This is a genomic window from Salinivibrio proteolyticus (genome assembly GCF_027286365.1).
Classification (GTDB): Bacteria; Pseudomonadota; Gammaproteobacteria; order Enterobacterales; family Vibrionaceae; genus Salinivibrio; species Salinivibrio proteolyticus.
Map to the genome: position 1 here is coordinate 853,327 of NZ_CP114584.1, position 12,019 is coordinate 865,345.

The 12,019-nt window shown below is 51.2% G+C and carries 11 protein-coding genes; 10 read left to right on the plus strand and 1 reads right to left on the minus strand.

Features of this window, described 5'->3' with window-relative positions; all coding sequences use genetic code 11:
• Positions 1–4 precede the first annotated feature (4 nt).
• The 5 genes from prfA to kdsA are packed head-to-tail and all read left to right on the plus strand — an operon-like array spanning position 5 to position 4,053.
• Positions 5–1,093: a peptide chain release factor 1 gene (prfA, locus tag N7E60_RS04195; RefSeq protein WP_069587375.1), complete on the plus strand. Its 1,089-nt coding sequence runs from the start codon at positions 5–7 to the stop codon at positions 1,091–1,093.
• Positions 1,094–1,095: 2 nt separating this feature from the next.
• Positions 1,096–1,941 (plus strand): peptide chain release factor N(5)-glutamine methyltransferase, encoded by an 846-nt coding sequence (prmC, locus tag N7E60_RS04200; protein WP_269598204.1) that lies wholly within the window; start codon positions 1,096–1,098, stop codon positions 1,939–1,941.
• Positions 1,942–1,973: 32 nt separating this feature from the next.
• On the plus strand, positions 1,974–2,357 hold the full coding sequence (locus N7E60_RS04205) for a SirB2 family protein (protein WP_269598536.1): 384 nt from the start codon (positions 1,974–1,976) through the stop codon (positions 2,355–2,357).
• Positions 2,358–2,361: 4 nt separating this feature from the next.
• Positions 2,362–3,168: a SirB1 family protein gene (locus N7E60_RS04210; protein ID WP_069587373.1), complete on the plus strand. Its 807-nt coding sequence runs from the start codon at positions 2,362–2,364 to the stop codon at positions 3,166–3,168.
• A 33-nt stretch (positions 3,169–3,201) separates the two neighbouring features.
• Positions 3,202–4,053 (plus strand): 3-deoxy-8-phosphooctulonate synthase, encoded by an 852-nt coding sequence (kdsA, locus tag N7E60_RS04215; protein WP_077457326.1) that lies wholly within the window; start codon positions 3,202–3,204, stop codon positions 4,051–4,053.
• 91 nt (positions 4,054–4,144) lie between these two features.
• Here the strand turns inward: kdsA and N7E60_RS04220 are convergent, their stop codons facing one another.
• The gene (locus N7E60_RS04220) at positions 4,145–5,071 is read right to left on the minus strand and encodes a LysR family transcriptional regulator (protein ID WP_269598537.1); all 927 of its coding nucleotides are present in this window, start codon (positions 5,069–5,071) and stop codon (positions 4,145–4,147) included.
• Positions 5,072–5,202: 131 nt separating this feature from the next.
• On the opposite strand from N7E60_RS04220, the gene N7E60_RS04225 reads away from it, so the two are divergent.
• From N7E60_RS04225 to ybaK, 5 genes are all read left to right on the plus strand, one after another.
• Positions 5,203–6,243 (plus strand): HlyD family secretion protein, encoded by a 1,041-nt coding sequence (locus N7E60_RS04225; RefSeq protein ID WP_077766031.1) that lies wholly within the window; start codon positions 5,203–5,205, stop codon positions 6,241–6,243.
• A gap of 2 nt (positions 6,244–6,245) precedes the next feature.
• Entirely contained in the window at positions 6,246–7,793 is a 1,548-nt protein-coding gene (locus tag N7E60_RS04230; protein WP_269598205.1) for a DHA2 family efflux MFS transporter permease subunit, read from the plus strand.
• Positions 7,794–8,114: 321 nt separating this feature from the next.
• A complete protein-coding gene (locus N7E60_RS04235) occupies positions 8,115–9,461 on the plus strand; it encodes a Na+/H+ antiporter NhaC family protein (protein ID WP_077766029.1) in 1,347 nt (448 codons plus the stop codon).
• Between the two features lie 309 nt (positions 9,462–9,770).
• The gene (gene ushA, locus N7E60_RS04240) at positions 9,771–11,444 is read left to right on the plus strand and encodes a bifunctional UDP-sugar hydrolase/5'-nucleotidase UshA (RefSeq protein ID WP_077457318.1); all 1,674 of its coding nucleotides are present in this window, start codon (positions 9,771–9,773) and stop codon (positions 11,442–11,444) included.
• 98 nt (positions 11,445–11,542) lie between these two features.
• Positions 11,543–12,016, plus strand: coding sequence for a Cys-tRNA(Pro) deacylase (ybaK, locus tag N7E60_RS04245; protein WP_069587476.1), 474 nt, complete (start codon positions 11,543–11,545; stop codon positions 12,014–12,016).
• The last annotated feature ends 3 nt before the right edge of the window (positions 12,017–12,019 follow it).

Consider the following 12,019-nt stretch of genomic DNA (forward strand, 5'->3'; position numbering starts at 1 on the left):
ATTTATGAAAGCATCAATTTTAGCTAAGCTAGAATCACTGGCCGAGCGTTATGAAGAAGTTCAGCACCTGTTGGGTACGCCAGAGATCATTAACGATCAGAACAAGTTCCGTGCGCTGTCCAAAGAATACTCTCAGCTTGAAGAAGTGATTAAGTGTTTCGGTCAGTTCAAGCAAGCACAAGAAGACTTGGTAGCCGCAGAAGAAATGGCAAATGAGGACGACCCAGAGATGCGCGAAATGGCGCAAGAGGAAGTCGAACAGGCCAAGCAGAGCATTGCCGACTTGACCGACGAGCTGCAAATCTTGCTCCTCCCCAAAGACCCAAATGATGATCGCAACTGCTTCCTTGAGATCCGTGCCGGCGCGGGCGGTGATGAGGCCGCGATTTTTGCAGGCGACCTATACCGTATGTATAGCCGTTATGCCGAGCAACGTGGCTGGAAGATTGAAATCATCAGCGCGAGCGATGGTGAGCACGGCGGTTTTAAAGAAGTGATCGCGCGCGTGGCAGGCGAGGGCGCATATGGTGTGCTGAAATTTGAATCTGGCGGCCACCGTGTCCAGCGCGTGCCGGCGACAGAATCGCAAGGCCGCGTACATACCTCTGCGTGTACCGTTGCCATCTTGCCTGAAGTGCCAGAAGCTGAAATTCCAGAGATTAACCCTGCTGACTTGAAAGTGGACACCTTCCGTGCATCGGGGGCGGGTGGTCAGCACGTTAACACCACCGACTCAGCCATTCGTATCACCCACTTGCCAACCGGCACAGTGGTGGAGTGTCAGGACGAACGTTCGCAACACAAAAACCGCGCCAAAGCGATGTCAGTACTGGCCGCTCGTTTGATTAAAGCGGAAGAAGAAAAGCGCGCTGCCGAAGAAGCCTCAACACGTCGTAACTTGTTAGGCTCAGGCGATCGCTCCGACCGTATCCGTACTTACAACTACCCACAAGGCCGAGTGTCTGATCACCGTATTAACTTAACCCTTTATCGTTTAGATGAAGTGATGCAAGGCGATTTGGATAGCTTGGTTGACCCTGTGATTCAAGAGCATCAGGCCGACCAACTCGCGGCGTTGTCAGAGCAACAATAATTATGACTGCCACGATTAGCGCACTGTTAGCGGATAGTACCCATGAATTAAGCGCTGTCGGGCATGGCTCGGCGGCCATTGACGTGAAGGTGCTGCTTTGTCACGTGCTCGATCAGCCCACCAGTTATTTGTATACCTGGCCTGACCGTAAACTGACCGCTGCTCAGCTTGCCCAGTTTCGTCAGCTGTTTGCGCGTCGTCTGCAAGGCGAACCCGTGGCGTATATTCTTGGCTATCGCGACTTTTGGACGCTGCGCCTGTCGGTGTCGCCCGCGACCTTGATCCCACGCCCAGAAACGGAACTGTTAGTCGAGCAAGCACTGGCGGTGTTACCGGATAAGCCATGTCGGGTATTGGATTTAGGCACAGGCACGGGGGCGATTGCATTGGCGATTGCATCAGAGCGTGCCGATGTCACCGTGGTGGGCGTCGATGTGATGCCTGAGGCGGTATTATTAGCCAGCCGGAATGCACACGACAATCAAATCACCAATGCGCACTTTATTCAAAGTGATTGGTTTGATGCGCTCAGCGACATGCAGCCTTTTGATCTGATTGTCAGCAACCCGCCCTACATCGACGGTGCCGATCCGCATTTGCAGCAAGGCGACGTACGGTTTGAACCGGCGAGTGCGCTGGTGGCAGACGAGAGCGGGCTGGCAGATATTCGCCACATTGGTGCGACTGCGCGGACATATTTGGCCGCATCTGGTTGGCTAATGGTAGAGCATGGCTATGACCAAGGCGCAGCAGTACGCGCGCTTTGGCAACGACAAGGATGGGGCAATATTGCAACCCAGCAGGATCTCGCTGGGCTCGATAGAGTCACTGTCGCTCAGAACGTATAATTCTAACTGACTGGAAGCAGGAACTTTTTATGATCTACATGGCACTAAAGCATACCCATTTATTGAGTATTGTCTTGAGCCTTTCGCTGTTCGTGATCCGCTTTTACTGGGTGATGCGTGGCAGTGAGATGCTCAACAAAAAATGGGTCAAAGTGACACCCCATGTTGTTGATACCGTATTATTGACCACCGGAATTGGCCTGATTTTTGTAACAGGTTTTGTGCCATTTACGCCAAGCGGGGCGTGGATGACCGAAAAGCTGACTTGTGTACTGGCTTACATTGCGCTCGGATTTGTCACCTTGCACTACAGCCGTGGCAAACTCTTTCGCACCTTTGCGTTCTTTGGCGCCTTGGGTTGGGCATACGCAGCAGCCAATTTAGCGTTAACGAAAGTACCACATCTAATGGGATAACAGGATGCCATTAACCGATCAACAACTGGATCAGCTCACACTGGCAGAGGGCGCCTTAACATTGAACCACGCGCTCGATCCGTCGATCGATGTTAATCACGTTCAGGCCTCACTGGAGCTGTTGGCGGACGAAGCCGAACATCTGCTGGGTAGCGAACCCGATATGGCTTTGCGCCTCGAGGGCTTGCGTCGCCTTTTCTATCATCAATGGCAATTTACGGGCGACTTCGAGCAATACTTTTCCTCGGAGAACGTCTTTATTCACCATGTACTGTCGCGCAAAAAAGGGATCCCAGTCTCGCTAGGTGCGATCTTTTTGTACCTGTGTGAGCGCCTCTCGCTACCCGTCAAACCGGTAGGCTTTCCAACTCAGCTGCTGTTGCGCATTGATGAGTTAGAAGACACCCCCGTATACCTCAATCCATTTGATGGTGAGCGTGTTAGTATGCGAACCCTGCGTGGCTGGCTGATAGGCAGTCAAGGGCCGTTTGCTGAGCTAGAGCCATCGCACCTTGAAGTGAGTGACCACCCATCGATCATTGGTCGTTGGTTGGCCGTCGCCAAAAGTGCGTTGTTGCGCGAAGAAAAGTACGCGATGGCATTACGTTGTAGCGAACTCGCGCTAACCTTTAGCCCTGACGACCCATACGAGATTCGCGATCGCGGCTATATCTTTCAGCAACTCGATTGTGATCGGGTTGCGGCGACCGACTATGAGTACTTTATTGAGCAATGCCCGGATGATCCGGCGGCAGAGCTGTTAAAGATGCAAGTGAAAGTGCTCAACGAAGAACAACCGACTTTACATTAGCGCGCTACGTTTAGTGCGACCAAGGAACTGACCATGACGCAAAAAACCGTTCATATTGGCGATATGCCAGTGGCTAACGACCGTCCTTTTACGCTATTTGCTGGCATGAATGTGCTGGAGTCTCGCGATTTAGCGATGCAAATCTGTGAGCACTACGTCAAGGTAACGGACAAACTGGGCATCCCTTATGTCTTCAAAGCCTCCTTTGATAAGGCGAATCGTTCATCCGTACACTCATACCGTGGACCGGGAATGGAAGAAGGCCTGAAGATCTTTGAAGAGCTGAAAAGCACCTTTGGCGTCAAAGTGATCACCGACATTCATGAGCAAGAGCAAGCGGCACCCGTAGCGGAAGTGGCGGACGTGATCCAGCTACCAGCGTTCTTGGCCCGCCAAACCGACTTGGTGGCAGCGATGGCTAAAACCGATGCGGTGATCAACGTGAAAAAACCCCAGTTTATGAGCCCTGGGCAAGTGGGGAATATCGTGGATAAATTCGCGGAGTGCGGCAACGAGAAAGTGATTTTGTGTGAGCGTGGCAGCTGCCACGGTTACGATAACTTGGTCGTAGATATGCTGGGCTTTGATGTGATGAAAAAGGCCTCTAACGGCAGCCCGATCATCTTTGATGTTACTCATGCCCTGCAATGTCGCGATCCGATGGGCGCTGCATCTGGTGGCCGTCGCCAACAAACAGTAGATTTAGCGCGTGCTGGTTTAGGAACCAAGATTGCGGGCTTGTTCATTGAGGCGCATCCAGATCCAGATAACGCACGTTGTGATGGCCCTTCAGCACTACCGCTGGATAAACTCGAGCCTTTCCTTGCGCAAATGAAAGCGCTGGATGATGTGATTAAAAACTTTGCAGAGATTGATATTCGCTAATTGGCGAATGACCGAGACCCAGAAAGCTGCCTATTGGCAGCTTTTTTTATTCGCGGCTTGCGGTCACGCCTTCACGGCGAGCGGTCGCCTGTTAGCCGATACGTGTGGCACTCACACCTTGTTGCATGTCTTCGTTTAGGCGCGTTACTAAATAGTCAATCAGAGTGCGGAGTCGTTTGGGCATCAAGGTACGATTGGCATACACCAAGCTGATGGGTACCGTCGGCATTTGCCAGTCGCTAAGCAGTTGGACTAAACGACCTGACTCAAAGTGAGGACGACATAAGAACGTCGGCAATACCGCAATGCCGAGGCCATCAAGGCATGCCTGCAACGAGGCCGTGATGGTGTTGACCCGCAGCTGATAGGGGAGGTCGACACTAAAACTCTGACCTTGCTTGTCAAATAACTCCCACGCCAAGAGCTTCACCGCTTGGTTATACACTTTGACTTGGCGATGCGGTGAACGAAGATCGGTAGGGCTTTGCACCATGCCAGTTTCGGCTAAATACGCTGGGCTTGCCGCTACCACACGGGTTGAATTGGTGAGCAGGCGTGAAACGAGGTTTGAGTCTTTGCGTGTCCCCACTTGCGCGTAGAGGTCAATGCCTTCACCAATAATGTCGACTTCACGGTTACTCATCTCAAGGTGCACGCGAATATGCGGGTGCAGCTTGATGAACTCGTTGATGTAAGGCCCCAATACCTGATGACCGAGCTCAACGGGCATCACCACATTTAAATCCCCTTGGATCAATTCTTGGTGAGCGGTGATTTCAACTTCTGCCTGCTCCATGATGTCTTTCGCCAACAGGCACGATTGGTAAAAGCGCTCGCCCTCTGCGGTCAGCTTTAAACTGCGCGTGGAGCGCGTGATCAAACGCACGCCTAAATTGCGCTCAAGGTCAGAGACTTTTCGACTGACCGTCGATTTTGTCATTCCCAGTGCCTCAGCCGCTTGCGTGAAACTGCCTAATTCCACCACTTTCACTAGGATGGCGAGCGCATTGAAGTCCAACATCCTTCCTCTGATTAGTTTAATTTGTGCAACAGTGTTTTTGATTATAGCTCGATTATTAATTAATACGATTGGTTTACAATTCGAAACACTTTGCTTGGTATTGATTTAATTAACATTAGTGAGACCTCATGACAGCCTCAACCGCTTCGAAACGCGTTAAAGCGCCACTATTGGCGACCTTGATATTCCTTGTGATTGGTGTGCTTGGTGCCGGGTACTGGTGGATGGAGGGGCAGTATCATGTGTCGACCGATAACGCCTACCTGAAAGGGGATATTGTCACCATCAGTCCTAAAGTCTCTGGCTATATCGTGGCCCGATATGTCGACGACAACCAGTTTGTAAAAGCCGGAACCTTATTGGCGGAAATTGACGATCGCGATTATCGTGCCGCGGTCTCCCAAGCTAAAGCAGCACTCGCCTCGGCAAGCGCGAATGTCGAGCATCTGCACGCACAGCAAACCTTACAGCACAGCAAGATCCGCCAAGCCGCGAGTCAGATGGCATCCGCGCAAGCTGAGTACGATCGCGCCAAGCAGCAAGTGGCCCGTACCCAGCGTTTAATCGCGCAGCATTATTCCTCTGAAGATGAATTGGATGCCCAACTTGCGCAGCAAAAAGTGCGACTCGCCCAGCTAGAACAAGCTAAAGCCGCGCATCATGCCGCCAGTGACCAATTGGCCGTGTTAGCCAGTGAGCTGAAACAAGCCCAAGCTGCGATTGATGACGCCACCGCTAAGCTGACTCAAGCGCAGCTTAACTTGGATGATACCCGCCTTTATGCGCCCGTTGATGGGGTGATTGGCAAACGGAGCTTACGCGTTGGCATGCTGGTTCAGCCGGGTATGCCGTTAGTCAGCTTGGTGCCTCAAGGGGAGGTGTGGGTTGAAGCGAATTTTAAAGAAACACAGCTCGCGCATATTCAGCCGGGGCAATCGGTGGATATTGAAGTGGACGCGTTTCCCGGACAAGCACTGCATGGCGTGGTCGATAGCTTCTCGCCAGCCACGGGCGCACAGTTTGCGCTGCTGCCCCCTGAAAATGCCACCGGGAACTTTACGAAAATTGTTCAGCGGGTGCCGATTAAAGTCCGGATCCCCGATCAGCCACTTAAAGCCAAGTTATTGCCTGGGTTATCCGTGATTGCAACGGTAGATACACGAGGCTGAAGATGACCGCGACTGCGTTAACGGCCGATGCCTACAGCGATCGGGTACCGCTCAAAAACTGGATTGCCCTCTTGGGTGGGTTGATTGGGGCCTTTATGGCCATTCTCGACATTCAAATCACCAATGCATCGCTAAAAGATATTCAAGGGGCGCTGTCGGCGACCTTGGACGAAAGCTCGTGGATCTCGACCTCCTATCTGGTGGCAGAGATGATTGCGATCCCGCTCAGTGGCTGGTTATCGCGGGCGCTGGGCATACGGCGCTATCTGACATGGACCACCGCGGTGTTTACGCTGTCATCTTTTTTGTGCTCACTGTCATGGAACATGAGTGCGATGATCGTGTTTCGCGCCATGCAAGGATTTAGTGGCGGTGCGCTGATCCCACTGGCTTTCTCGCTGGTGGTGCAACTGCTACCTGCCAACAAACGGGCGATTGGTATGGCGATGTTCGGTGTCACGGCGACGTTTGCGCCTGCTATTGGGCCGACCTTTGGTGGCTGGCTGACGGAAAATCTGTCGTGGCACTATATTTTCTACATCAATATTCCACCAGCAATGCTGGTGATAGCCATGATCCGCTACGGGCTTGAGGATACGCCGTTATCATTGTCATTGCTGAAAAAGGCCGATTGGGTCGGAATTGCCACTATGGCATTAGGGCTTGGCTGCTTAGAAGTGGTGCTTGAAGAGGGCAATCGTGAAGATTGGTTTGGCTCATCATTTATTCTCACGCTCAGTGCGATTTCCGTGGTGAACATCGTCTACTTTGTGATTAACGAACTGCAACACCCCCGTCCACTGGTGAACTTGCGGCTACTGAAAGACAAGCAATTTGCCTTATCCTGCTTTGCCTATTTAATATTGGGTATGGCCTTACTTGGCTCGATTTACGTGTTGCCGCTGTATCTCACCCAAATCCAACACTACAACGCGATGCAAATTGGCCAAGTGCTGATGTGGATGGGGTTGCCACAGTTGCTACTCTTTCCGCTCGTGCCTAAGTTAATGCGCGTGTTTCGGCCAACTCACATGGTGACATTTGGCTTTGTAATGTTTGGGTTAAGTTGTTACGTCAATACACACATGACCGTCGATTTTGGTGGTCAGCAGCTGGTTTTATCCATGATCCTGCGTGCGATTGGTAGTCCATTTATTATGGTGCCTTTGTCGATAGTGGCACTGAAGCATATCCAGCGTGATGACACGCCAGATGCCTCCACACTCACCAATGTGATGCGTAATTTGGGCGGTGCGTTTAGCATTGCCATGATAGCGACCTTGCTAGATAACCAAACACGCTTGCACTTGGCGAACATCAAAGCCACCTTGTCCACAGTGAGCGAGCAAGGTTGGCAGCGTTTGCACCAACAAACAGATTGGTTTATCGCCACAGGCAGTGATGCCACCACTGCGTTGCATCAAGCACAAGCCAGCGTGTTGAGTGTGATGCAACGTGACGCCGCGACTATGGCGTACAACGATGCCTTTATGGTGATGACCGGCTTTTTAGCATTGGCAGCCGTAGTGATCCTCTCGCTCGAAGACTAACTCCCGCTCGATAGTCACCACGCAAAATGGGAGCGGTGTACTGCCGCTTCCTTCGCTATCCTTCCTGATAAGTTCAAGTAGCTTGACCGACAAACGGTGTTGTCCGATGTATTCGGCTATTGTCGCTGTCTTTTCGTCTGCCACCGTGTCATTTGTTCGGAGTCGCCTTGCGGGCAAGTTCAGCCTTGGTTGCGAAACACTGTCTAGCAGCGAGTACGAGCCGTTAAGATTTTTAGATGTTTAGACGTCTATTTGTTGACTGGATGGCTAGAGGGCTGTAATCTGGATCACAGTTTTATAAGAGGTATTACAAAAACTGCCATGACAACATCTGCAAACACAACGCCGCAGCCTTCTGCCCTTGCACTGCTGCCCCTATTATTATTCTTAACCCTTTTTATTGGTGCAGGCGTTTACTTTACCTTAGAAGGCGCGGACTACGCCTTCTATCAACTGCCCGCACATGTCGCCATTTTACCGGCGGTGATGGTGGCACTTGCTCTCAGCCGTGAGCGCCTGAATACCGCGATTGAACAGCTTATCCGTGGCATGGGCCATGGTGATATTATCGCCATGTGTATGATTTACCTGCTGGCGGGTGCCTTCTCATCAGTGGCTGACGCCACGGGTGGTGTGCAGGCGACGGTTAACCTAGGGCTGACCTTGATCCCAGAAAGCCTGATTCTGCCGGGACTGTTTGTTATTGCGGCCTTTATCTCCACGGCAATGGGTACGTCAATGGGCACCATTGCCGCACTGGCTCCCTTTGCATTGAACATGGCGACCGCGACCGGCCAGTCACCGGCAGTGATGGCGGGGGTGCTGCTCAGCGGTGCGATGTTCGGTGACAACCTGTCGTTTATTTCCGATACCACGATCGCGGCAACACGCTCACAAGGCTGTAGCATGCGCGACAAGTTTAAAGAGAACGTCGGGATAGCCATTCCTGCCGCCATTGCTGCCATTATCTTATTTGTGTTCAACAACCAAAGTGCGCCGGTGGACGCGCCTGAAAGCATTAACTATCTCGCGGTTGTGCCGTACCTTTCTATCATCGTCTTGGCGCTCGCAGGGCTGAATGTGTTTGTGGTGCTGACTGCAGGGATTTTGCTGGCGATGGGCGTCGGGTTGATGAGCACGCCAGATTTTACCTTGATGAGCTTTAGCCAGCATGTCAAAGACGGCTTTGCCAGCATGCAAGAGATCTTCATCTTGTCTTTGATGATTGGCGGTATTGCAGAGCTGATGCGCTGCCAAGGTGGATTAAGCTTTTTAACCAACACGGTCAATAAAGTGATTGCCCGTTTCCAGAAAAACCAAGGCAACCACCACTCACGGGCCAGCGAGTTTGGAATAGCCTTGTTGGTATCATTCGCCAACGTGTGTACCGCCAACAACACGGTTGCTATCGTAGTGTCAGGGCAAGTGGCGAAGAACATTGCTAGTGAACACGAGGTGCCAGCGAAACGCAGTGCCAGCCTGCTCGATATTTTCTCGTGTGTGGTACAGGGTATGATCCCCTATGGCGCGCAAATCCTGCTGCTGGGTGCTAGCTTTGGCCTCTCGCCACTGGTGATTGTAAGCCATTCGTACTACTGCTTCTTCCTTGCCATTTCTGCACTGGTTGCTATTGCCAGCCGACACTGGTTTAACGCCCGTCAGCAGTGATGGCCTGATAACGCACTATTAAAATGGCTCACCTCATAAAGCCTTTGCCTAACGCAAAGGCTTTTTTGTTGGCCCTAGCGAACTCGTAAGCAAAGGATGCGCCGATTTCGCTATTGATTAGAGTTTAGGCTCTATAACTTATGACTCGATCACCAAAGTGACGATTTTTGCCCAACTGACGGTGATCATCGCAACAAAATAATGAAATAGACCAGCGAGATAGCATGAATTCTTTTAAACTAGTCGGCGTTTTCTAATCGTCGACAGTCGTCGATGGTGGCTTATCCATCGCTAATAAGGTCTTAGATCATGAAGGAACGTCTTTCTTTGAAGGCAGCGGTCAGTGCTGCGTTAATTGCGTCATTGGCAGGGTGCGCCAATACAGGCTCAGAAACACCAGAACACGGTTGGGCGCCAGATACCACTTATAAGTTAACCATTCTTCATACCAACGATCACCACGGTCGTTTCTGGCACAACCGCTACGGCGAATACGGCATGGCTGCGCGCAAAACGCTGATTGATGAGTTGCGTGCCGAAGCAAAAGCAGAAGGCAGCGAGGTGCTATTGCTCTCAGGCGGTGATATCAACACCGGTGTGCCTGAATCTGACTTGCTACAAGCGGAACCAGATTTTAAAGGCATGACGCAAATTGGTTACGATGCAATGGCGATCGGTAACCACGAGTTTGATAACCCACTGAGCGTGCTTGAAAAGCAAATGCAATGGGCCGACTTCCCAATGCTGTCAGCCAACATCTATGATAAAGAGACAGGCGAGCGCAAATTCCAAGCTTATCAAATGTTTGAGCGCAACGGCCTGAAAGTTGCTGTGATTGGCTTAACCACGGAAGATACCGCCAAAATCGGTAACCCAGAGTATATCGGTTCATTGGAATTCCGTGATCCAAAAGCGGAAGCGAAGAAACTGATCGCAGAGTTGAAAGAAACCGAGCACCCAGACATCATCATTGCTGCTACACACATGGGCCACTATGCCGATGGTAAAAGCGGCGTGAACGCACCGGGTGATGTGGCGCTCGCGCGTTATATTGACGAAGGTGATTTGGATCTGATCATCGGTGGACACTCGCAAGAGCCGGTGTGCATGGAAGGTCCAAACATGTACAACAAAAACTTCCAGCCGGGTGATGCATGTACGCCAGACCAGCAAAACGGTGCGTGGATCATGCAAGCGCACGAGTGGGGCAAATATGTCGGTAAGGCGGAGTTTGAATTCCAAAACGGCGATTTGAATCTCGTTAGCTATGATCTGATCCCTGTGAACCTGAAGAAAAAAATCAAGGTGAACGGTGAGAAGAAACGTGTCTTCATCCAAGATGAAATCGCGAAAGATCAAGCGCTGTATGACTTCTTGAAGCCATACCAAGACAAAGGCCAAGAAAAACTCAACGTCAAAATTGCTAAGAGCAATGGCAAGCTTGAAGGTGATCGTGATGTGGTGCGTTTCCAACAAACCAACCTTGGTCGCCTGATCGCCATGTCACACATGGAGCGTGCGAAAGCAGACTTTGCGGTGATGAACTCCGGCGGCGTACGTGATTCAATTCCTGCTGGCGACATCACTTACAAAGACGTATTGAAAGTACAACCATTTGGCAACATGGTGACGTACACCGATATGAGCGGTAAAGAAGTGCTGGACTACCTGAATGTTGTCGGCACTAAGCCGGTTGATTCTGGTGCGTATGTGCAGTTTGCCGGTATCTCGATGGTGGTTGAAAACGGTAAAGTTCACGATGTGAAAATCGGTGGTGAGCCATTAGATATGGACAAAACTTACCGCTTCACCGTGCCAAGCTTTAACGCAGCGGGTGGTGACGGATATCCAAAACTGACCAACCATCCAGGTAACGTAAACACAGGTTTCGTGGATGCTGAAGTGCTGAAAGACTATCTAGAAGCGCACAGCCCAATTGATGTGAACGACTACGCACCGAAGGGCGAAATTGTTTACAAGTAAATCTGATTAAGATTGCCATGATGACAAAGCGGTACCGATGCGGTGCCGCTTTTTTTATGCAATGATAGTGCGATGTGTTTTAGCTGTAGAGAAGCATGATGACACCAGCGATTAAATTAGCTGAAAAACATGGGATAAAGTTTAACGTTCATCAATATGAACATGATCCGAACAACCAACACTTTGGCGAAGAGGCGGTGCAAGCACTTGGGCAAGATCCTGCGCGGGTATTCAAAACGCTGTTGTTTTGCATCAATGGTGACAGTAAACAACTAGCGGTCGCGGTCGTGCCGGTGAAAGGCTCGCTCAACCTGAAAGCGGCAGCCAAAGCTGCAGGCGGTAAAAAGGCGGTGATGGCGGAGCCGGCGAATGCACAACGGGTGACAGGCTATTTGGTTGGCGGGATCAGCCCTCTGGGACAAAAGAAACGCTTGCCAACGCTACTTGATGCGTCTGCACAACAGTTTGAGACGATCTGTGTCAGCGCCGGTCGTCGTGGATTAGAAATAGAACTATCGCCAGCGGATTTGTTGGCGTTGACTGCGGGAAAGTACGCGGCGATCGGCGAATAACCA

Coding starts and splice junctions, on each gene's coding strand:
- ybaK (WP_069587476.1), top strand. CDS start 11,543: ATGACACCAGCGATTAAATTAGCTGAAAAACATGGGATAAAGTTTAAC.
- N7E60_RS04225 (WP_077766031.1), top strand. CDS start 5,203: ATGACAGCCTCAACCGCTTCGAAACGCGTTAAAGCGCCACTATTGGCG.
- N7E60_RS04210 (WP_069587373.1), top strand. CDS start 2,362: ATGCCATTAACCGATCAACAACTGGATCAGCTCACACTGGCAGAGGGC.
- N7E60_RS04235 (WP_077766029.1), top strand. CDS start 8,115: ATGACAACATCTGCAAACACAACGCCGCAGCCTTCTGCCCTTGCACTG.
- N7E60_RS04230 (WP_269598205.1), top strand. CDS start 6,246: ATGACCGCGACTGCGTTAACGGCCGATGCCTACAGCGATCGGGTACCG.
- kdsA (WP_077457326.1), top strand. CDS start 3,202: ATGACGCAAAAAACCGTTCATATTGGCGATATGCCAGTGGCTAACGAC.
- prfA (WP_069587375.1), top strand. CDS start 5: ATGAAAGCATCAATTTTAGCTAAGCTAGAATCACTGGCCGAGCGTTAT.
- ushA (WP_077457318.1), top strand. CDS start 9,771: ATGAAGGAACGTCTTTCTTTGAAGGCAGCGGTCAGTGCTGCGTTAATT.
- prmC (WP_269598204.1), top strand. CDS start 1,096: ATGACTGCCACGATTAGCGCACTGTTAGCGGATAGTACCCATGAATTA.